Source organism: Paraburkholderia sp. RL17-347-BIC-D, from assembly GCF_046027915.1.
In the GTDB taxonomy this organism is placed as follows: Bacteria; Pseudomonadota; Gammaproteobacteria; order Burkholderiales; family Burkholderiaceae; genus Paraburkholderia.
This window is the reverse complement of the sequence record NZ_JARESS010000001.1, coordinates 370,026-389,214: the sequence shown is the minus strand read 5'-3', so window position 1 is coordinate 389,214 and position 19,189 is coordinate 370,026. Positions and strand designations below refer to the sequence as shown.

Below are 19,189 nucleotides of genomic sequence, written 5' to 3'. Positions count from 1 at the left end.
TTCAGCACTTACGCAGCAACATGATCTGCGCGGCCACGCTGGCCAGCACCGCCAGCGCGCCGAGCGTATCCAGAATAATGGGCCACACGATTTGCTCCTTCCACGTTCGCTTTCACTACTGCCTGATTAAACGAATGCGCGCGCCATCAATTGAATGCCCAGTCCGAGAAGGCAGATAAAGAACCAGCGCCTGAACGTTTGCGCGCTAATGCGTCCACGCACGCGCTGTCCGATCCACATGCCGAGCAGCGCCGGGACCACGGCTAAGAGCGATTCGCGCAGATCGCCGGCGGCAAATGCGTGCTCTCTGGTAAGTCCGATCGCCAGCGCGATGGTCGACACCGTGAACGACAAGCCGAGCGCCTGCACCAGATCCTCTTTCTTCAATGCCAGCCCCTGCAGATACGGTACTGCCGGCACGACAAACACGCCAGTGCCGCCGGTGACGACGCCCGTCACCGCGCCGATCGCCGGCGACAACCAGCGCTCGTGCCGCGCCGGCACTGAAAAGCGCCACGCCAGCAAACCGGCCACGGCGTAGAGCGTCAACGCGGCGCCGAGTCCGACCACGGCCCACTCGCCGCCCCCGCCCGCAATGAACGACGCGGCCGCGACCGTTCCGGCGACGATGCCCAGCATCATCGGCCACAAGCGTTTGAGGAGCGCCCGCACGCTCGGCCCCGCGAAAAGTTGCCAGACGTTCGTCACGAACGACGGCAACAGCAGCATCGCGGCAGCCTGCGCCGGCAGCATCAGCGTGCCGAGCACACCCATGGCGACGGTCGGCAGTCCCATGCCGGTCACCCCCTTGACGAAGCCGGCGACCACGAAAGTCGCGGCGACCACGCCCGCACGCATTGCAAACGAAGAGATCATCGGAATGTTGTTATTGAAGTGATGTCGGCAATTTTCAATCGCCGCGAGGACGGCCACAATGCGTAAGATACTTACTGTGACTTAGGCTGGGGCTAAGGCTGTGACCACAGGCTGAGCCTCGCCCACAACCGAACAACAACCCGTTCCTCCATGCGCTTCGATCTCATCGATCTACGCCTGTTTCTGCATATCCTCGAAACCGGCAGCATCACCCACGGCGCCGCGCGCGCGAACATGTCGCTGCCGTCGGCGAGCGCGCGGCTGCGCGGCATGGAAGACGCGCTCGGCATGCCGCTGCTCGAACGCGGCCGACGCGGCGTCGAATCCACGCCGACCGGCGACACGCTCGCGCATCACGCGCGGCTCGTACTCGGGCAGATCGAAAGAATGCAAGGCGAACTGGGCGAGCATCAGGAAGGCCGCAAAGCCTGCATACGCCTGTGGACCAACACGGCGGCCATCACCGAGTTCCTTCCCGCCACGATCGGCCTCTTTCTGCGCGATCACCCCAATGTGCAGATCGACCTGAAGGAGCGTCAAAGCAGCGAGACGGTCAAAGCGGTGCTGAGCGGCGCGGCTGAAATCGGCATCATTTCCGATGCGGTCGAACATGGCGCGTTGCAGACCTTCCCCTTTGCCATCGACAAACTCGTGTTGATCACGAGCCGCGACGACGCGCTCGCCACCCGCCGCCGCACAACGCTCGCGGAAGTGGCGGACAGGGAGTTCATCGGACTGAGCGCGGACAGCGCGTTGCAGGCCTACCTCGGCGAGCGCGCGCTGCTGGCCGGCCAGCCGCTCAGCTTCCGCACCCACGTGCGGACGTTCGACGCCATCTGCTGCATGGTCGAACAAGGCGCCGGCGTGGGAATCGTGCCGGCCACCGCGGCGAAGCGCTATCGCGGCACGCCCGGCATCCGCACGATCGAGCTGACCGATAGCTGGGCCGCGCGCCAGTTGCTGATCTGCATGCGCGACCTGAACGCAATGCCGCGACCGGAAAAGGCGTTGGTGCGGCATCTGGCCGGGATTTGAAGCTACGGCCTGGTGCGTCTGCGCCGCAGCATTATCAGTCTAATTTATCTGACTAACCATTTTTAATCGATTTGCCTGATTTAGCGCGGTTTCCTATCCTTGACGCACAACCGCATGCGGCTCGCTGCATGCGCCGTCCGCCTCTCTTTTGCCGGCAAGATCATGGAAAGAACCACCTTCAACGTGCGCGTCGATAGCGTTCGCGACGAAGCGCATGGCGTGCGCTCGTTCAGCGTCTCGCGCCTGGACGGGCAACCGTTCGATCACTACGAACCCGGCGCGCACATCGACGTCACCGGACCGTCCGGCGTCACGCGGCAGTATTCGTTGTGCGGCGACCCGGATCAGCGGGACGCGCATTTGTTCGCCGTGAAGCGCGAACACACGTCGCGCGGCGGCTCGCGCTCGCTGCACGAGGACGTCACGGTCGGCAGCGAATTGACCATCGGCGCGCCGCGCAATCTGTTCCAACTCGCGCCGGGCGCCGAAGAACATATTCTGATCGCCGCCGGCATTGGCGTCACGCCGCTCCTGAGCATGGCGTACCGTCTGCTCAAGCAGCAGCAGCGCTTCGCGTTGCACTATTTCGCGCGCAGCGCGGAGCACGCGGCGTTCTTGCCGCTGCTCTCACGCGCGCCGTTCAGCGATTATGTGAAGCTCCACTTCGGCGTCGCGCGCGAGCAACTCGATGCGGTGCTCGGCAATTGTTTTGTGAATGCGCGCGAAGGCACGCACGTTTACACCTGCGGGCCGGCGCCTTTCATGGAACGTGTGGTGGCGATCGGCGAAACGCATGTCGCGTCAGAAGCGATTCATCTCGAACGCTTTGCCGCTGAGCCGGCTTCAACCACGAACTCCGAATCGGTCACGCTCGATACCTTCGACGTGCAGATCGCGAGCAGCGGCGCGACCGTGCGCGTGGACAAGGACACGACCATCGTCGCGGCGCTGGCGTCGATCGGCATCGAAGTGGATACGTCGTGCGGTGAAGGCGTGTGCGGCACGTGCATGGTCGACGTGGTGAGTGGCACGCCCGAGCATCGTGACCATTGCCTGAGCAAAGCGGAACGCGCGAGCGGCAAGGTGATCTGCTGCTGCATTTCACGCGCCGCGTCGCCGGTTCTGGTGCTGGATCTCTAAAGCATCAACAAGGTGCTGCGTTCGCAGCACCTTTCACAACCGCCTCGTCTTACCGGTCGTCGTCGCGAATCGACGACGCATGCCGGCACAGCGCGCGCACTTCGACATCCATATACGGAAACAGCGGCAACTGGCTCAGCACGTCATGCAGATGCGCGGGGCTCTCCACGTCGAATACGCTGATATTCGCGTAGCGGCCGGCAATGCGCCACAGATGCCGCCACACGCCCTCCTGTTGCAGCCTTTGCGACATCGCCTTCTCATCGGACTTCAGGCGCGCGGCGCATTCGGCATCCATATCGGCCGGCAGGTGGACGGTCATCTCAACGTGAAACAGCATGCTTGCTCTCCTCTCTGATCGGTAACAAAAAAGCCCTGGCGGCCCGGCCAATCGCGCCGCGCAACCAGGGCCGACAGATTCGTGCGATATGTCCGGGCGTTTTCTCTCAGGTGCCCGGTTTCAGCCCTGCGAAAGCGGCATCAGGCCTCAGCGCGCAGACGCTCCACTTCGGCGTCCGGCAGATTGTCGCGCTCCTTGAACAGCGTGAAGTCGAAATCGATCAGCGCGAAATTACCCTCCACGCCATACGGTTTGCCTTCGGCGCCTTCAGCCTGCTTGACCGCCGGCACGAGGCCGTCGCGCGTGGCGAAGGCGAAGTCGTCCCACAGATACGGATCGCCGTCGATGTTGATCTGCGTGGTCAGCTTGCGAAAACCCGGCGCGGAAACGAAGAAGTGAATATGCGCCGGACGATGCCCATGACGGCCGAGTTGATCGAGCAACAGTTGCGTCTGGCCTTGCGGCGGCACGCTATAGCCGACCGGCACGACGCTGCGGAAGCTGTATTTGCCTTCGGCGTCGGTACGGATCGAGCGCCGCAGATTGAAGGCCGGCTGCGATTTATCGAAGTACGAGTAGTTGCCGAGATGGTTCGCGTGCCACACTTCGACGAGCGCGTGAGCGAGCGGCTTGCCGTCTTCGCCCAGCACGCGGCCGCGCATGATCAGCGTCTGGCCCGGATCGGTGCCGTCGTCGAGGCGCGCATGCCCATCGGAGACCGGCGCGCCGGCCACATACAACGGGCCTTCGATCGTGCGTGGCGTGCCGCCTTCAATGCCGGCCTTCGCCTCCGCTTCATCCAGACGGAGATCGAGAAAATGCTCGAAACCCAGACCCGCGGCCAGCAGACCGAGTTCGCCGCTCTTGCCCGCGTCGCCGAGATAGTTCAGCGCGGTCCAGAACTCGGCGGGCTGCACGTCGAGGTCTTCGATCGTATAGAACAGGTCCTGCACGATCCGGTTGACGATCTGCTTGGTGCGCGGATTGCCTTCGCTGGTGGCGCTGTCGTTGATTTTATCGAGCAGCGCGTCGATAGCTTGCTTGTTCATGGGGTATCTCCTTCGATTGATGTTCTGGATGGCTAACGGATGAGCCTTCAGTGCTTCAGTTCGTAGTGACGCTGGCGCCTTTGCGCGTATCGCGCCGCAGGCGCTCGATCTTGTCCCAGTCGAGCGTGATGCCAAGACCCGGACCTTGAGGCAGATGCAGCGCGAAATTCTCGTAGCGCAGCGGTTCGATGAGGATCTCTTCGGTCAGCAGCAAGGGGCCGAACAGCTCCGTGCCCCACTTCAACTCGCCGAAGGTGCTGAAGAGTTGCGCCGAGGCGATCGTGCCGACCGCGCCTTCGAGCATCGTGCCGCCGTACAGATCGATATTCGCGGCCGACGCGATGGCCGCCACGTGCGCCGCGCCCACGAGGCCGCCCGATTGCGCGATCTTCACGGCGAACACATCGGCGGCGCGCGCGCTGGCGACGGCGAACGCATCGGCCGGGCCGTGCAGTGCTTCGTCGGCCATGATCGGCACCTGAGCGAGGTCGGTCAGACGCTTGAGGCCCGCGCGATTCTCGGCCGCGATGGGCTGCTCGATCAACGTCACGCCCGCATCGGCAAAACGCCGCGCGGCCCAGATCGCCTCCGATTCGCTCCACGCCTGGTTCACATCGACGCGCACTTCGCCGCGTCCTTCCAATGCTTTTCTGATCGCGACGACATGCGCCACATCCTCGGCGACCGCGCGCGTGCCGATCTTCAGCTTGAACACGCGATGACGCTTCGTTTCATACACCTGCTCGGCTTCGTCGATATCGCGCTGCGTGTCGCCGCTCGCGAGCGTCCACGCCACCTCCACGGAATCGCGCACGCGGCCGCCGAACAACTCCGACAGCGGCACGCCGAGGCGTTGTGCCTGCGCATCGAACAAAGCCGTTTCCAGTGCGGATTTCGCAAAACGGTTGCCCTGAAACAGCTCGCGCAGTTTCGCCATCGCGGCGCCCGGACGCGTCGCGTCCGACCCTTTGAGCAGGGGCGCGAAATAGGTGTCGATGTTGGCCTTGATACTTTCCGGGCTTTCCTCGCCATAAGCGAGGCCGCCGATCGTGGTGCCCTCGCCCACGCCGACCAAGCCGTCCGCGCAACGGATGCGCACCAGCACCAGTGTCTGGCAATTCATCGTTGCGACCGAGAGGCGATGCGGACGGATCGTCGGTACGTCGACGAGAATCGTCTCCACGCTCTCGATCTTCACGGGTGTTGCTATCATTCGTTGCCCTCCTGAACTGCTTGACCGGGAGCCCCAATAGTAGAAACAACCCGCGAAGCAGTCCAACACCGATTCCGACTACTTCCATACCGTAGGGGTATGCATGGAACTACGCCAACTCCGCTACTTCATCGCGGTCGCGGAAGAGATGAACATCACGCGGGCCGCCCATCGCCTGCATATGACGCAGCCGCCGCTCAGCCGCCAGATCCAGCAGATCGAGGAAAGCGTCGGGCTGGCGCTGTTCGAGCGCGGTTCGCGGCCGCTGCGACTGACCGAAGCCGGGCGGATTTTCTATACGCAGGCCAAGCGCCTCGTCGACGAAGCGGACGAACTCGCCCCGCTCACGCGGCGCCTCGCGCAACTGGCCGAGCGCGTCGTGATCGGCTTCGTGCCATCGACGCTGTACGGCGCGCTGCCCGCCGTGATCCGCGCGTTTCGCGAGGCGGCGCCGCATATCGAACTGTCGCTGATCGAGATGTTCACGATAGAACAACTCGCGGCGCTCAAGGGCGGCCGTATCGACGTGGGCTTCGGCCGCCTGCGTTTTGACGATGCACAACTCGCGCGCGAAGTCCTTCTAGAGGAAAGAATGATTGCCGCGCTGCCGCAAGACCATCCGCTCGCCCGGCAGAAGAAGCCGCTGACGCTCGCAGCCCTCGCGCAGGAAACCCTGATCGTCTACCCGAGCACGCCGCGTCCGAGCTATGCCGACCAGCAGCTATCGGCCATGCACGACCATGCGCTGGAGCCGAAAGCGATCCACGAAGTGCGGGAATTGCAGACCGCTTTGGGTCTGGTGGCGGCGCAAGTGGGCGTGTGCCTCGTGCCGGAAAGCGTGGAAGGTCTGCGCGCGCACGGCGTGGTCTACCGGCCCATTCCGGCGGCCAATATCGCTTCGCCAATCATCATGAGCCGGCGTCAGCAGGATGAATCGCCGACCACCACACTGCTGTGTTCGATCGCACGGGACCTGTTCAAACGGGCCTGACGCGGCCCGGCAGTCACTTCTCGTCGAAGCGCCGCACGATATCCCCCATCAGGTTGCGCAGCCACACGTTGCCCTCGTCCTGATCGAAATGTTCGTGCCAGTGCATCGTAACCGCCGCGATCGGCAAGGTCACAGGCAACTCATAGATCTGAAAGCCGCCGTCGCGATTGAAAATATGCGCGAGACGCCGCGGCAGCGTGGCGAACAAATCCGTGACGGCCAGCACACTCGGCAAGGCCACGAAATGCGGTAGTTCCAGCGCAATATGACGCCCGACGCCTTGCGCGCGGAATTCGTCGTCGAGCGCATGGTGACTGTGCTCGACCGAGCTGATCTGCACGTGCGACGCATCCAGAAACGCCTTCAGGCTCAGGTCCTTCGTGCGCGGCAGGCCGCGGCGCTTCCTCGTCATACACACGTACGTCTCTTCGAACAGCGCCTGGTGCCGCGTGCGCGCGGTCAATGTAGGCAGATTGCCGATGGCGAAATCGAGCCGGCTCGCGCGCAGTGCGTCTTCCATTTCCTCGACCGGCAACGGCTCGATGCGCAATCTCACACGCGGCGCCTGCCGGTGCAAAGCCTCGCAGATCGGCGGCAGATAGGCCAGTTCGCCCGCGTCCGAGAGCGATAGCCGGAACGTGCGCGTGCTCACCGCCGGGTCGAAATGCTCCGCGTAACGCAGCGCTTCGCGCACCGTATCGAGCGCGCGGGACACGATAGTGGACAGTTCCAGAGCGATCGGCGTGGGCTGCATGCCGGCCCGCGTGCGGATGAACAGCGGATCGTCGAACAGCGTGCGCAAACGCCCCAGCGAATAGCTGATGGCGGGTTGCGACAGCGCCAGCCGCTCGCCCGCGCGGGTGAGGCTGCGTTCTTCGACGATCGCCTGAAAAACGCGCAGCAAATTGAGGTCGACGTGGTCCAGCGAGTTCATCGAAATATCCATGCGGTTGATTTTATATTTCATTTTAGATCAATTTGACGCATATCAACGAGTCGGCGAGACTGCGCTTCATCGACCACCCCACCTACACAGCCATGAGCGAATCCTCATATCAGACCGTCGACACGAGCGCGTTATATCAGCGCGCGCAGTCCGATCGCGTGGCCCCGTCGCTGTACTACGACCCGACCGTCTTCGAAGCGGAACTCGAGCGCATTTTCTACAAGACGTGGATCTGGGTCGCGCACGAAAGCGAGCTGCCGAATCCGGGCGACTTCCGCACCACCACGATCGGCCGTCAGCCGGTGATCGTGGTGCGCGACAAGAGCGGCGCAGTCAACGTCCTGCAGAACCGCTGCCGTCACCGCGGCGCGACCGTCTGCGAACAGCACAAGGGCAACGCCAAAGGCTTCACGTGCCCATATCACAGTTGGACCTATGGCCTCGACGGCGCATTGCGCGCATTGCCATACGGCGACGGTTACGAAGGCGTGGTCGACAAGACCGAACTGCCGCTCGCCAGTCTGCGCGTGGGCATCTATCAAGGCCTGATCTTCGCGAGCTTCAATCAGGAGATCGAGCCGCTCGAAGATTTCCTCGGTGGTGCCAAGCCGTGGATCGATCTGTTCATGAAGCAAGGCGCGGGCTATCCGATCAAGGCTAACGGCGAGCATCGCTTCCGCTTCAACGGCAACTGGAAGATCCAGCTCGAGAACACCACCGACCTGTATCACTTCCCGGTAGTCCACAAATCCTGGATGAAGTCGATCGACGACGAAACCGCCGCCGCGATCACGAGCTTCATGACCAGCGACGAAGCCTTCTGCCGCTCGCTCGGCAACGGCCACAGCCTCGCCGTGCTGGTGCCGGAAATCGTCGATCTCGACAAGGACGACGGCGCGCCGATTCCCGAACGCTTCGAAGAACTCGCTGCATCACTCGCGAAAGACCACACGTCGGAAGAAGTGCGCCGCATCGTGCGCTCGCTGATGGGCGTCGGCTTCAATCTGAATCTGTTTCCAAACCTCGCGCTGTCGATGGCGTTTTTCCGCGTGCTGCGGCCCATTTCCGCGAACGAGACCGAGATCCGTCACGTCGCGCTCGCCATGGACGGCGGCCCCGAGGAAGCGAACCGCGTGCGCCTGCGCATTCACGAACACTTCCAGGGCCCGTTCGGTTTCGGCAGCCCCGATGACGCCGAAGCGTGGGAGCGCGTGCAGCGTGGCTCGCAGGCGGGCCCCGATCTGCCGATTCTAGTGAATCGCGGCTTGAATCGTGAGAGCACGGCGCCAAACGGCGAAAAAACCGCCCACGCCACCGACGAAACCGGCATGCGCGAAGCGTACGCGCAATGGCGCACGATGATGGAGCAAGCATGATGGACGACAGAAACACGCTGTTTTCGCAGAAGACATTTGCCGGTGCGATCGAACTGATCTGGCGCGAAGCCGAACTGCTGGATCGCAAGGACTATCGCGAATGGCTCACGCTGTGGGACCCGGCGGGCTTCTACGTGGTGCCGATCGATCACGACACCACCGACTTCGCCGCCACGCTGAACTACGCATACGACGATCAGGACATGCGCGAAAAACGCGTGCAACGCATGACGTCCGGCTATTCGGCCTCGGCGAGCGACGCCGCCCGCACGGTGCGCACCGTGTCGCGATTCACACTCACGAGCGACGCCAGCGATGAAGTCACGGTGAATTCGGCGCAAGTCATCGTTGCCTATAAACGCAGCAAGTCGACGCTGTTCGCCGCGGACCTCACGCATCGCATCAGTTTCGCGAGCGGCGAGCCGCGCATCGTGCAGAAGGTGATCCGGCTGATCGATTCGACCGAAGCGTTGAGCGCGATCGGTTTCCTGCTCTGATCTCCTGGCCTTTGAAACTACGAGCGCAGCGATGCCCACATTAGAAGTTTTTTTGCCGGAAGGTCACGAAGTGGCGCGCAAGGCGCAGTTGATCGCGGGTCTCACGCAGGCTACCGTCACTGCAATCGGCGCACCCGCCGAATCGGTGCGGATTCTGCTGAGTGAATTGCCGTCGCACGATTTCGGCTTGGGTGGCGCGAGCAATGCGAACACTCGAGGGCCGCTTCTCACCATCGTGGCGATCCTCATCGCCGGCCGCACGCCCGCGCAAAAAGAAGCCTTGTTCGCCGCGCTCAGCAAAACCGGCGCGGACGTGCTCGACACGCCGCTTGCCGCCGCCCGCGTGATGATCAAGGACATTCCGAATACCGATTTCGGCATTGGTGGCCAGACCGCGAAATCACTCGGACGTTAGCGCCTTCCCCATTAACCACCGCGAACAGCGAGCACGACGATGCAAAACGACACGTTTTCTCCCACGGCCGGAGCGCCTCCTGCATCCGCGGCACCGGCCACCTCGCGAACATTGCGGCGGATCATCGTCGCCTCCGTGCTCGGCAACGCGCTAGAGTGGTACGACTTTTTTCTATACGGCACCGCCGCCGCACTGATCTTCGGACCGTTGTTCTTCCCTCTGCATGGCGACCCGCTGCTGGGCACGCTCGCCGCATTCGCGGGCTTTGCAATCGGTTTCCTCGCGCGCCCACTGGGCGGCATCGTGTTTGGCCATATCGGCGACCGGCACGGCCGCAAACGCGCGCTCGTCATCACGCTGATGATGATGGGCGTGGCGACCTTCGGCATCGGCCTGTTGCCCACCTTCTCGCAAGTCGGCTTTCTCGCGCCTGCCGCGCTCGTGTGTCTGCGGGTCGTGCAAGGCATCGCATCCGGCGGCGAATGGGGCGGCGGCGTGCTGCTGATCAGCGAGAGCGCGCCGGCCAATCGTCGCGGCTACTATGCGGCGTTCAGCCAGTTGGGCGTGGCGGGTGGCTTCGTGTTGTCGGCGGCCGCGTTCTATCTGGTGCAGCGCTTGCCGGTCGAAAGCTTCATGTCGTGGGGCTGGCGCGTGCCGTTTCTTGCCAGCGTGCTGATCTTCGGCGTGGGCGTGTACATTCGCCGGCGCTTGCCGGAGAGCCGCGACTTCACGGCCGCCAAACCGAAGCATATGCCGGTGCTGACGGTGCTGCGCAATCATCCGAAGCAGGTCTTGCAGGCGATGGGGCTGCGCGTCGCGGAAAACGGCGGGACGTATATCTTTCTTTCGTTCGTGCTGGTGTACGGCAAGACGATCGGCGTGCCGGTTTCGGTGATGCTCGGCGGCGTGATGGTCGCCATGCTGCTCGAACTCGTGACGATCGTGTTGTGGGGGCGTCTGTCGGATGTGATCGGGCGGCGGCCGGTGTATATGATCGGCGCGCTCGGCCTGGTGGTGATCGCGTTTCCCGCGTTCTGGCTGATCGACACGCATCAGCCGATGCTCGTGTTCCTGTCGCTCGTGCTCGGACTGCCGTTCTGCCACGCGGCGATGATCGGCACGCAACCCGCATTGATGGGCGAACTGTTTCCCACGGAAGTGCGTTATTCGGGCATGGCACTCGGTCACGAAATCGCGTCGGTCTTTTCCGGCGGACTCGCGCCGCTCGTCGCCACCGCACTGTATGCGAAAGTGCGCGCGCCGTGGCCGGTCGCGCTGATGTTGATCGGCTTCGGCGTGATCACCGCGCTCACTCTCGTGACGATTCCCCGCAACACCAGCACCACGCATGATTGAGCTGCGATCAGCCGGGCGGCGCGGCGACGAGAGGAAGCGAGAAGCTGCATTCGAGCCCGCCTTGCTGCGCCGGTTTCGCCCAGATCTCGCCGCCGTGCCGCGTGACGATGTTCTTGCACAGCGAAAGCCCGATGCCATTGCCGCCCGCTTTCGACGAAGAGAAGCCGTCGAAGAGCCGGCCGTGTACATCGCCGGGAACGCCTGGGCCGTTATCGATCACCTGGGCGATCGCGTACTTGCCGCGCAGGTGCGTGACGAGGCGAAGCTCTCGACGCTGCGCTGCCGCGCCTTCGTTGGCCCCATCTCCAAGCGCTTCGATCGCGTTGAAGGCCAGATTCAACACCACCTGCCCGATCAACACGCGCTCAACATACACAGGCAGCGGCTCCGGCGCCTGCTCGATCTTGAGCGTCACACTCGCCTCGCGAGCACGCAGTTCGATGAAGTACGCAACATCCGCGAGCACCTCGCGCAGGTCCGCATGCGTCTCGCTCGGCTCGCGCTTGACGATGTAATCGCGCACGCTCTTGATAATCAACGCCGCATGTTCCGCCTGACGATCGGCGCTGCGCAGGCCCCACACGGCGTCGTCGATCGAAGCGGGTTGCGCGAGCCGCCGGATCGCGCCTTCGATAAAGTTGCGCACGGCGGCAAGCGGCTGGCTCAGTTCATGGGCGATCGCTGTCGCCATTTCCCCCATCGCGTTGTAACGCCCCGCATATTCGAGCAAACGCGCTTCGTTGCGCCGCGCTTCTTCGACGGCGACTTCGTCCGTCACGTCGCGAAAGTGCAGCAGCCGCCCATTCAGGTCGTTTTCGATCTCGATACGCCGGCACGTAATGCGCAGCCAGCCCGCCGTACCGTCGCGACGCGTGATGCGGTAACGCTGCGGCGCCGACGGTTGAATCCGCGGTGCGTCGGCAAGCTGGTCCAGCAGACGCTTGCGGTCTGGCTCACTGCAATAGTCGAGCACGTCCCCCATCGGCGCGCCCTCTTCCAGGCCGAGCACGCGCCGGCCGGATTCGCTGACGAACTCCACTTCGCCCGTGGGCGTCAGCACCGCGACGCCTTCGCCGAGATCCTGCATGAATTCGCGCAGCCGCGATTCGTAGCGGCGCAGCGTTTGCTTGAGTGTGTCTTCGGCGCTGATATCGCGGAACTGCACCATCACCACCGCGCGCTCACGCAGTGGCACGTAAGTGGCGATCGCTTCGGACAACATGTCGGCACCGGTGCGCGAGCGGTAACACCACTCGTACACCTGCGGGCCTTCGGTGATCGAACGATCCATCGCGCCGACGCCAATCTCGCGGCGGTACTTCGGCACCGGACGCGTCATGTCCTTCGCCTTGAGCGGCAACAATTCGGAGAGCGTAAAGCCGAGTGCCTCACAGGCCGCGCGATTGGCCCACACGATCGCCTTGGTGTCGGCGTCGTGCAGCAGCACGCACAGCGTGAGCGCATCGAGCAGGCGGTGGAAGTCTTCTTCGGCGGGGAAATTCATCGGGTGGTACGGCACACAGGTTCGATCACGTATGGGCAGAAACATAACACCAGTGCGCGCATTGCGCGTCTGAAGATTTCTTTAGATGAACCCGGAGCGTTACCTAAAACTGAGGCCCGCGTCCCAATTGAAGCGTTCTTTTTGCATTTCTAGACTGGTCTGAACCTGCACGGCGCGTCATGTCGAGCACCAACGCGCCGCGAGTTCGAGCCAATAACGAATCAAGGAGAAACCCCATCATGTCCGACACCGCCACCGCCGTTGCTGCCGATCAATCGAGCGCATCGAATGCCGCCCGTTTGACGCTCGACGAAGTGATCGCCGAGATCGCCGCGCGCCGCGACGAGTTCGACCGTCTCTCGCATGTGCCGCGCGACGTGATCGCCAAGCTCAAGCGCGCGGGCATCTATCGCGCTGCCACGCCGCGACGTTTCGGCGGCGACGCGCTCGCGCCGGCCGCGTTTCTCGACATGATCGAGCGCATCGCGGTAGCGGATGGCTCGGCGGCGTGGGTTGCGAGCTTCGGCTCGGCCAATGTCTACCTGGCGGCGCTACCGCTGCACACCCAGGCGGAAATCTACGCCGACGGCCCCGATCAGGTGTTCGCGGGCGGTCTCTTTCCGGTGCAACCGGCGCAGCCCGCGGAAGGCGGCTGGCGTGTGAACGGCACGTGGAAGTTCGCGAGCGGCTGCAAAGGCGCGGACTGGCTCGGCGTGGGCATCGGCGCCGGCGCCCCTGGCACCGGCGGCAAACCGCGCACGGCCGTGTTCCGTCCGCATCAGGTGGAGATCGTCGAAAACTGGGACGTGGTCGGCATGCAGGGCACCGGCAGCCACGATCTGCGCGTCTCCGACCAGTTCGTCGCCGACGATTGGACCTTCGTACGCGGCGGCGAACCCTGCGTGGACGAGCCGCTGTATCGCTACCCGACTATCGCCTACGCCGCGCAAGTGCTCGCCGTGGTCAACCTCGGCCTCGCGCGCGCCGCGCTCGACGTCGCCAACCACATGGCCGGCGGTCGCAAGACCACGACCGGCGCGCCGCAACTCGCCGACCGCGCTTACTACCGCATCGAACTCGCGAAAGCGGAGGCACAACTGCGCTCGGCGCGTGCATTTTTCTACGACACGACCAATGAAGTGTGGCAATCGATCCTCGCCGGCAATCCCGTCACTGCCGATCAGGTGAGCCTGCTGCGCCTCTCGGCGACGCAGATCGCCCGCGAAGGCGCCGATGTCGTGCAACGCGCTTACCGGCTCGGCGGCACGATGGCGATTTATCGCTCGCATCCGTTGCAGCGCTTGTTGCGCGACTCGATGGTCGTAACGCAGCACGCGTTTCTCGGCGAAGGCAACTACGACGGCGCCGGCGCGGTGTTCGTGGGCGTGCCGCCGATTCCGGGCTACCTGTAAGCCATTTTCTGATCGATCACGATCCACCCACATCACTACGATTGAAAGGAACAACACCTCATGTCCGATACTTCAACGCTGCCGCTGCGTGTTCTGTTCTGCTGCGGCGTCACGCAGAATTTCTTCGACTTGCCGCGCGAACAGATCGGCGAAGTCTGGCAGGCTTACGGCAAGATGCTGGCCGCGATCGAAGCGATGAAAGGCGTCAAGGTGCTCGGCACCATGGACGACGACCGCCTCACGGTAGGCCATGCCGACAACTCGCCTTGGACCTTCTATATCATGGCCGACGTGCGCGATTTCGACACCACCGTAGCCGTGTGCAATCTGTATCGCACCACGCCGGTGGGCGAGTACAACCTGTGGCGCTACGGCAAGATCGAAGCGCGTGTCGGACGTGCGCTGCAAGTGCCGCCGCAACATGCCAACGCCGCTTGAGCGTGCCGCAATGAACGCGAACCAGGATACGCTTGCCATATTGACCGAACGCCTCGCCGCGCTCGAAGCCGAATCGGCCGTGCGCCGCACGATGGCGCGCTATATGGCGCTATGCGACGTGCCGTCCGGCGCGCTCGAAGGCGAGACGCTCACGGCGCTGTTCGCCACCGACGCGATCTGGGAAGGCATCGGCCCACAGTACGCGAACAAGTTCGGCCGCCTGACGGGCCAGGCTGAAATTCTCGCGATGCTCACGCGCTACCTGCCGCCCTCGCCGCATTTCTCGGTGAACGTGCACTTCCTCACGTCGGAAACCATCGACGTGCAAGGCGCGAGCGCGAAAGGCCGCTGGATCATGCTGCAAGCGTCTGGCTATGTCGATGCGCAAGCCGAACTGATCTCGGCGCGCCTGGAAGTGGATTTCGCGCCTGCCGGCAACGGCCGGGACTGGCTCATCACGCACTTTCGCACGGAGCGCCTGTTCGACGCGCCGTGGCAAGTCAATGCAAGGAAACCGCACCCATGAACGAGTTTATCCAGACGCTGTCGTTAGGCGGCACCGGCCCGAGCATCGCGATCAAGGACACGATCGACATCGCCGGTTACGCCACCACCGCCGCGAGCCGCGCACTGGCCGACACGCCGCCCGCGCAAAAGCATGCCGAAGTCGTCGAACGATTGCTCGCGGCCGGCTGGCACATCGTCGGCAAAGCGAACATGCATGAGCTGGCGTTCGGCATGACCGGCATCAACGACTACACCGGCACGCCGCAGAATCCGCAGGACGCGGCGCGCATTCCGGGCGGATCGTCGAGCGGATCGGCGGCGGCAGTCGGACTGAAGCTCGCCGACGCCGCGCTCGGCACCGACACCGGCGGCTCGATTCGCGGCCCCGCCGCATGTTGCGGCGTGATCGGTTTGAAGCCCACCTTCGGGTGCGTGTCGCGACTCGGCGTGGCGCCGCGAGAGTCCACGCTCGATTGCGTTGGACCGTTTGCACGTGACATGCGCATGCTCGTTGCCGCGATGCAGGCCATCGCCGCTAACTTCGATGCGAACGCCGCGCACGCGTGGCAAGGCGCGTGCAAAGTCGGCATCGTGCAGGCCGACGCCGCGCCCGAGATCCTCGAAGCTGTGACACGCGCCGCCGATCAAGCCGGCTGCACCGCGCACGCGCTGCCGCTCGCCGGCCTCGCCGCCGCGTTCGACGCGGGCGTCGCGGTCATCAATGTCGAGACTTCGCGCGCGTTCGGTCATCTGGTGGCCAGTGGCAAGCTCGGCGCGGATCTCGACGCGCGCCTGCGCGCCGCGGCCAACACCACCGCCGCGCAACTCGATGCGGCCGAACAGGTGCGCCGCGACTTCACCGCGGCAGTCGATCACGCTTTAAGCAATGTCGACGTGCTGATTCTCCCCACGCTGCCCGCCCTGCCGATCACACTCGACGAAGCGCGCGGCGGCAAGTCGGTGATCGCGATGTCGTCGCTGATCCGCCCGTTCAATCTGAGTGGCCATCCCGCATTGAGTTTGCCGCTGCCGATCGGCGGCTCGCCGCTCAAGGCAGGTCTGCAGATCGTCGGACGCAAGGGTCAGGATGAGCAGGTGTGCGCGATCGCGGCGCGTTTCGAGGCCGCCCTCGCCGCTTGAATCGCTTGAGCCATGCCTCGGGCCGTTCGAACGGCGGCCGATTTTTCGAAGTGAAGCGAAGTGGAGTGGATGCAATGCAGAAAAGAGTCGTTCTAGTCACCGGCGCGGCGCGCGGCCTGGGCGCCGCGATCGCGACGCGCTTTCACGCGGCGGGTTACGCCGTTGCCATCGGCGATATCGCGTTCGACGCCGCGCAAGCTCTCGCGCGCGATCTGAGCGCCGACGGTTCCACGGCTTTCGCGCTGAATCTCGACGTGACCGCGAAAGCCGCGTTCATCGCGGCGCGCGACGCGATCCTGCAGCGCTGGGGCCGCGTCGACGCGTTGGTCAACAACGCGGGCGCCTCGAAAGTCGTGTCCGTGATGGACATTACCGCCGAGCAATTCGATCAGGTGATCAACGTGAACTTGCGCAGCGTGTTGTTCGGCTGCCAGGTGTTCGGCCAGCATTTCGCCGACGCGGGCACGGGCCGTATCGTCAACATCGCGTCGCTCGCGGGACAGAACGGTGGCTCGGCAACCGGCGCGCATTATGCGGCCGCGAAAGGCGGTGTAATCACGCTCACCAAGGTCTTCGCGCGCGATCTCGGCGCTGCGGGCGTGACCGTCAACGCCGTTTCGCCTGGACCGATGGATCTGCCGATCGTCCATGAAAGCGTGGCCCCCGACAAACTGAAGGCAGTGATCGCTAACATTCCAGCCGGACGTCTCGGCTCAGCGGACTATGTCGCCGATGTAGCCGTGATGCTCGCCGCGGAAAATGCTTACTTCGCGAATGGCGCGTGCTGGGATGTGAACGGTGGTCTGTTCATGCGCTAAGCCGATGGGCGTGCACACCAGCGCGGCATGCTTCAACGCTGCATGCCGCCTGTGTCCGCATCCTGATCCCACACCGCCATCACCTCGCGCACCAGCATCGCGATCGAGGCCGCACCGAGTTTGTCCTTGATGCTCGCGCGATGCACGTCGACGGTCTTCACGCTGATCGACAGATCGCTGGCAATGCGCTTGCTGCCCTTGCCGTCGATCACGCCGCGCAATACCTCTTTTTCACGCGCGGTCAGCGACTCGATCCGCTTGCGCAACTCGCGCTGCTTCTGGGCGGCCACGTGACGTTGAGCGGCGAGCTTCAGCGCGCTTTGCACGCGGTCGAGCATCTGCTGCGAGTTATACGGTTTCTCGACGAAATCGATCGCGCCGTTTTGCAACGCGCGCACCGACATCGGAATATCGCCGTGGCCGCTGACGAAAATGATCGGCAACGTGGCGCCGCGACGATTCAATTCTGCTTGCACGTCGAAGCCGCTTTGCTCGGGCATGCGTACGTCGAGCACGAGACAGGCGGGCACGTCCGGATCGAACGCACCGAGAAACTCGCCGGCATTCGGAAAACCCGCCGACTTCACGCCAACCGATTCGAGCAGCCACGCAAGCGACGTGCGCATGCCGCTGTCGTCGTCGACGATGTACACGATCGGTGCGAGGGGTGTGGCGGACTGCGAAGGCTGGGGCATGGGGGTAGTTTTAGATGCGATTCGAAGCGTATTACTGGCCCATCATAACCAGCGGAAAAAGCGCTGCAAAGCGATAGTTACCCTGAAATGGCGCTTTGTTTTGCCTATCAGCCCAACATTCGGCGATGCATTGGGGAAAGCTTTAGACGGACTGGGAAACACGGCTGCCCGGCTACCGCTCGCGCGGATTTTATTTTCCGCGGGGATTGCTTACGCTTGAATCCAATCACACGAGATCAGCCTAGGAACCCGAACGATGACGCCGACCCAACACGCGACTCCCGACGCCGAAGCTCACATGGACGCGAAACAGCAATTCCGTCAAGCCATGGCGCACCTCAGCGCCGCCGTCAACGTGATCACGACAGCGGGCCCGCATGGACGATGCGGCGTCACCGCGAGCGCCGTGTGCTCGGTCACCGATACGCCGCCTACGTTGCTCGTCTGCCTGAACCGGTCGAGCGCCATGCACGCGACCTTCCAAAGCAACCGGCATGTTTGCATCAACGTGCTGCCTGGCGAGCACGAACTGCTCGCGCGCCACTTCGCGGGCATGACCCAGGTGCCGATGGAAGAACGCTTTGGCTGGCCCATCTGGGACGAAGGCACGCACGGCGTGCCGGTCTTGCGCGACGCGCTGGCGAGTCTGCAAGGCGAGATCGTCGACCTGAAGGAAGTCGGCTCGCACTCGGTGATGTTCGTGAAGACCACACGCATTAGCGTACGAAGCGATGGCGATGGCTTGATCTACTTCGACCGTAACTTCCATCGCATCAAACGTGCGGCATCGCATTGATGCATGATCGCGGCACGTGGACTGCTCATGCGACGTCCGCACGATCGGTGTCGAATTGAAAAAGCGGCGCTGACGTGACGGCTTCGACGAAACAGTCGAGTTGCGCGCCGCGCGCGCTGCGTGTCACGAGCGGCACGCCCAATTCCTGTTCGAGTTCGCGGATCGCCGTGGTCAACGCGGGTTGGGACAGGCACGCCGTCTTGGCCGCGGCGCGGATGCTGCCGTGCTGGGCAATGGCCACTAAAGCGCAACTGGTTGTATTCCACGGGCGTTTTCGCCATTCGGATTGAGGCCATACTGGGCACGCAGCAACTCGAACAGACCCCGCTCCGTCGACGCCGGGTTGTGAGCATTCACAACCCCCGCCGATTCCTGCGCCGTGATCCAGAGCAGGTCACTGAATTCGGTCGGTGAAATGCCTTCGAGCTCTATCGCTTTGCGCAACGCGTCTCGCGACGCGATCGGCACGATCAACGGGTCTCTTGCCACCCAACCCTGCTTGCCGTGCTTAACCTGACGATGGACATGCGCATGCTTGTTCATAAACGATCTACATTCCAAAGATGCTGGAAGCGACGGTTGCGCATGGATCGGGGTTCGCTTTTGCCGTCACTGATCGGGCTGATGCAAGGCATCTTTCGGTTG

General features: G+C 63.5%; 22 protein-coding genes. 13 read left to right on the top strand and 9 right to left on the bottom strand.

The features are described 5' to 3' along the window. Positions 1–126: 126 nt before the first annotated feature. Complete coding sequence (locus P0D96_RS01855; RefSeq protein ID WP_408176596.1) at positions 127–876, bottom strand: sulfite exporter TauE/SafE family protein; 750 nt, start codon at positions 874–876, stop codon at positions 127–129. Between the two features lie 150 nt (positions 877–1,026). Between P0D96_RS01855 and P0D96_RS01850 the strand changes: the two genes are divergently transcribed. Both P0D96_RS01850 and P0D96_RS01845 read left to right on the top strand, forming a co-directional pair. Further along, complete coding sequence (locus P0D96_RS01850) at positions 1,027–1,911, top strand: LysR family transcriptional regulator (RefSeq protein WP_408282114.1); 885 nt, start codon at positions 1,027–1,029, stop codon at positions 1,909–1,911. Positions 1,912–2,073: 162 nt separating this feature from the next. Continuing rightward, on the top strand, positions 2,074–3,051 hold the full coding sequence (locus P0D96_RS01845) for a PDR/VanB family oxidoreductase (protein WP_408311114.1): 978 nt from the start codon (positions 2,074–2,076) through the stop codon (positions 3,049–3,051). A gap of 49 nt (positions 3,052–3,100) precedes the next feature. Here the strand turns inward: P0D96_RS01845 and catC are convergent, their stop codons facing one another. From catC to P0D96_RS01830, 3 genes are all read right to left on the bottom strand, one after another. Beyond that, positions 3,101–3,391: a muconolactone Delta-isomerase gene (gene catC / locus P0D96_RS01840; protein ID WP_408311111.1), complete on the bottom strand. Its 291-nt coding sequence runs from the start codon at positions 3,389–3,391 to the stop codon at positions 3,101–3,103. 140 nt (positions 3,392–3,531) lie between these two features. Next, complete coding sequence (gene catA / locus P0D96_RS01835; protein WP_408311108.1) at positions 3,532–4,440, bottom strand: catechol 1,2-dioxygenase; 909 nt, start codon at positions 4,438–4,440, stop codon at positions 3,532–3,534. Between the two features lie 55 nt (positions 4,441–4,495). Beyond that, the gene (locus tag P0D96_RS01830; protein WP_408311105.1) at positions 4,496–5,653 is read right to left on the bottom strand and encodes a muconate/chloromuconate family cycloisomerase; all 1,158 of its coding nucleotides are present in this window, start codon (positions 5,651–5,653) and stop codon (positions 4,496–4,498) included. Positions 5,654–5,756: 103 nt separating this feature from the next. Here P0D96_RS01830 and P0D96_RS01825 point away from each other — a divergent pair, with 103 nt between their 5' ends. After that, positions 5,757–6,644, top strand: a complete 888-nt coding sequence (locus P0D96_RS01825; protein WP_132374357.1) for a LysR family transcriptional regulator — start codon at positions 5,757–5,759, stop codon at positions 6,642–6,644. A 13-nt stretch (positions 6,645–6,657) separates the two neighbouring features. On the opposite strand, the gene P0D96_RS01820 is transcribed toward P0D96_RS01825, so the two are convergent. After that, entirely contained in the window at positions 6,658–7,578 is a 921-nt protein-coding gene (locus tag P0D96_RS01820) for a LysR family transcriptional regulator (RefSeq protein ID WP_132374356.1), read from the bottom strand. A 104-nt stretch (positions 7,579–7,682) separates the two neighbouring features. Here P0D96_RS01820 and P0D96_RS01815 point away from each other — a divergent pair, with 104 nt between their 5' ends. From P0D96_RS01815 to P0D96_RS01800, 4 genes are read left to right on the top strand one after another with little or no spacing between them, the layout of a single operon-like run. Next, a complete protein-coding gene (locus P0D96_RS01815) occupies positions 7,683–8,966 on the top strand; it encodes an aromatic ring-hydroxylating oxygenase subunit alpha (protein WP_408311102.1) in 1,284 nt (427 codons plus the stop codon). Further along, on the top strand, positions 8,963–9,463 hold the full coding sequence (locus P0D96_RS01810; RefSeq protein WP_408311099.1) for an aromatic-ring-hydroxylating dioxygenase subunit beta: 501 nt from the start codon (positions 8,963–8,965) through the stop codon (positions 9,461–9,463). Before P0D96_RS01815 ends, P0D96_RS01810 begins: the two co-directional genes overlap by 4 nt. A gap of 31 nt (positions 9,464–9,494) precedes the next feature. After that, positions 9,495–9,878, top strand: a complete 384-nt coding sequence (locus tag P0D96_RS01805) for a tautomerase family protein (protein WP_408311096.1) — start codon at positions 9,495–9,497, stop codon at positions 9,876–9,878. A gap of 39 nt (positions 9,879–9,917) precedes the next feature. After that, positions 9,918–11,234: an MFS transporter gene (locus tag P0D96_RS01800; RefSeq protein WP_408176586.1), complete on the top strand. Its 1,317-nt coding sequence runs from the start codon at positions 9,918–9,920 to the stop codon at positions 11,232–11,234. 7 nt (positions 11,235–11,241) lie between these two features. Here P0D96_RS01800 and P0D96_RS01795 read toward each other — a convergent pair whose 3' ends face one another. Beyond that, entirely contained in the window at positions 11,242–12,738 is a 1,497-nt protein-coding gene (locus P0D96_RS01795) for a PAS domain-containing sensor histidine kinase (RefSeq protein WP_408311665.1), read from the bottom strand. Positions 12,739–12,977: 239 nt separating this feature from the next. Here P0D96_RS01795 and P0D96_RS01790 point away from each other — a divergent pair, with 239 nt between their 5' ends. The 5 genes from P0D96_RS01790 (at position 12,978) to P0D96_RS01770 (ending at position 17,053) form a co-directional block, all read left to right on the top strand. After that, complete coding sequence (locus P0D96_RS01790) at positions 12,978–14,150, top strand: acyl-CoA dehydrogenase family protein (RefSeq protein WP_408311093.1); 1,173 nt, start codon at positions 12,978–12,980, stop codon at positions 14,148–14,150. A gap of 60 nt (positions 14,151–14,210) precedes the next feature. Beyond that, a complete protein-coding gene (locus tag P0D96_RS01785) occupies positions 14,211–14,588 on the top strand; it encodes a hypothetical protein (RefSeq protein ID WP_408311090.1) in 378 nt (125 codons plus the stop codon). Positions 14,589–14,598: 10 nt separating this feature from the next. Next, positions 14,599–15,114, top strand: a complete 516-nt coding sequence (locus P0D96_RS01780; RefSeq protein WP_408311087.1) for a nuclear transport factor 2 family protein — start codon at positions 14,599–14,601, stop codon at positions 15,112–15,114. Continuing rightward, positions 15,111–16,235, top strand: coding sequence for an amidase (locus P0D96_RS01775; RefSeq protein ID WP_408311084.1), 1,125 nt, complete (start codon positions 15,111–15,113; stop codon positions 16,233–16,235). The genes P0D96_RS01780 and P0D96_RS01775 overlap by 4 nt, the downstream gene beginning before the upstream one ends. A gap of 74 nt (positions 16,236–16,309) precedes the next feature. Next, the gene (locus P0D96_RS01770) at positions 16,310–17,053 is read left to right on the top strand and encodes an SDR family NAD(P)-dependent oxidoreductase (RefSeq protein ID WP_408311081.1); all 744 of its coding nucleotides are present in this window, start codon (positions 16,310–16,312) and stop codon (positions 17,051–17,053) included. Positions 17,054–17,085: 32 nt separating this feature from the next. Here P0D96_RS01770 and P0D96_RS01765 read toward each other — a convergent pair whose 3' ends face one another. Then, positions 17,086–17,748 carry a response regulator transcription factor gene (locus tag P0D96_RS01765; protein ID WP_132374345.1) on the bottom strand — a complete coding sequence of 221 codons (663 nt, stop codon included), beginning with the start codon at positions 17,746–17,748 and terminating at the stop codon, positions 17,086–17,088. A gap of 256 nt (positions 17,749–18,004) precedes the next feature. On the opposite strand from P0D96_RS01765, the gene hpaC reads away from it, so the two are divergent. Beyond that, positions 18,005–18,544: a 4-hydroxyphenylacetate 3-monooxygenase, reductase component gene (gene hpaC, locus P0D96_RS01760; RefSeq protein ID WP_408311077.1), complete on the top strand. Its 540-nt coding sequence runs from the start codon at positions 18,005–18,007 to the stop codon at positions 18,542–18,544. A 25-nt stretch (positions 18,545–18,569) separates the two neighbouring features. Here hpaC and P0D96_RS01755 read toward each other — a convergent pair whose 3' ends face one another. Both P0D96_RS01755 and P0D96_RS01750 read right to left on the bottom strand, forming a co-directional pair. Then, the gene (locus P0D96_RS01755; RefSeq protein ID WP_408311074.1) at positions 18,570–18,785 is read right to left on the bottom strand and encodes a helix-turn-helix domain-containing protein; all 216 of its coding nucleotides are present in this window, start codon (positions 18,783–18,785) and stop codon (positions 18,570–18,572) included. Next, positions 18,785–19,087 (bottom strand): hypothetical protein, encoded by a 303-nt coding sequence (locus tag P0D96_RS01750; RefSeq protein ID WP_408311071.1) that lies wholly within the window; start codon positions 19,085–19,087, stop codon positions 18,785–18,787. Before P0D96_RS01750 ends, P0D96_RS01755 begins: the two co-directional genes overlap by 1 nt. Between the last annotated feature and the right edge of the window lie 102 nt (positions 19,088–19,189).

Coding starts and splice junctions, on each gene's coding strand:
- catA (WP_408311108.1), bottom strand. CDS start 4,440: ATGAACAAGCAAGCTATCGACGCGCTGCTCGATAAAATCAACGACAGC.
- P0D96_RS01810 (WP_408311099.1), top strand. CDS start 8,963: ATGATGGACGACAGAAACACGCTGTTTTCGCAGAAGACATTTGCCGGT.
- P0D96_RS01795 (WP_408311665.1), bottom strand. CDS start 12,738: ATGAATTTCCCCGCCGAAGAAGACTTCCACCGCCTGCTCGATGCGCTC.
- P0D96_RS01765 (WP_132374345.1), bottom strand. CDS start 17,748: ATGCCCCAGCCTTCGCAGTCCGCCACACCCCTCGCACCGATCGTGTAC.
- catC (WP_408311111.1), bottom strand. CDS start 3,391: ATGCTGTTTCACGTTGAGATGACCGTCCACCTGCCGGCCGATATGGAT.
- P0D96_RS01855 (WP_408176596.1), bottom strand. CDS start 876: ATGATCTCTTCGTTTGCAATGCGTGCGGGCGTGGTCGCCGCGACTTTC.
- P0D96_RS01800 (WP_408176586.1), top strand. CDS start 9,918: ATGCAAAACGACACGTTTTCTCCCACGGCCGGAGCGCCTCCTGCATCC.
- P0D96_RS01850 (WP_408282114.1), top strand. CDS start 1,027: ATGCGCTTCGATCTCATCGATCTACGCCTGTTTCTGCATATCCTCGAA.
- hpaC (WP_408311077.1), top strand. CDS start 18,005: ATGACGCCGACCCAACACGCGACTCCCGACGCCGAAGCTCACATGGAC.
- P0D96_RS01820 (WP_132374356.1), bottom strand. CDS start 7,578: ATGAACTCGCTGGACCACGTCGACCTCAATTTGCTGCGCGTTTTTCAG.
- P0D96_RS01830 (WP_408311105.1), bottom strand. CDS start 5,653: ATGATAGCAACACCCGTGAAGATCGAGAGCGTGGAGACGATTCTCGTC.
- P0D96_RS01750 (WP_408311071.1), bottom strand. CDS start 19,087: ATGAACAAGCATGCGCATGTCCATCGTCAGGTTAAGCACGGCAAGCAG.
- P0D96_RS01845 (WP_408311114.1), top strand. CDS start 2,074: ATGGAAAGAACCACCTTCAACGTGCGCGTCGATAGCGTTCGCGACGAA.
- P0D96_RS01790 (WP_408311093.1), top strand. CDS start 12,978: ATGTCCGACACCGCCACCGCCGTTGCTGCCGATCAATCGAGCGCATCG.
- P0D96_RS01780 (WP_408311087.1), top strand. CDS start 14,599: ATGAACGCGAACCAGGATACGCTTGCCATATTGACCGAACGCCTCGCC.
- P0D96_RS01770 (WP_408311081.1), top strand. CDS start 16,310: ATGCAGAAAAGAGTCGTTCTAGTCACCGGCGCGGCGCGCGGCCTGGGC.
- P0D96_RS01825 (WP_132374357.1), top strand. CDS start 5,757: ATGGAACTACGCCAACTCCGCTACTTCATCGCGGTCGCGGAAGAGATG.
- P0D96_RS01785 (WP_408311090.1), top strand. CDS start 14,211: ATGTCCGATACTTCAACGCTGCCGCTGCGTGTTCTGTTCTGCTGCGGC.
- P0D96_RS01815 (WP_408311102.1), top strand. CDS start 7,683: ATGAGCGAATCCTCATATCAGACCGTCGACACGAGCGCGTTATATCAG.
- P0D96_RS01805 (WP_408311096.1), top strand. CDS start 9,495: ATGCCCACATTAGAAGTTTTTTTGCCGGAAGGTCACGAAGTGGCGCGC.
- P0D96_RS01775 (WP_408311084.1), top strand. CDS start 15,111: ATGAACGAGTTTATCCAGACGCTGTCGTTAGGCGGCACCGGCCCGAGC.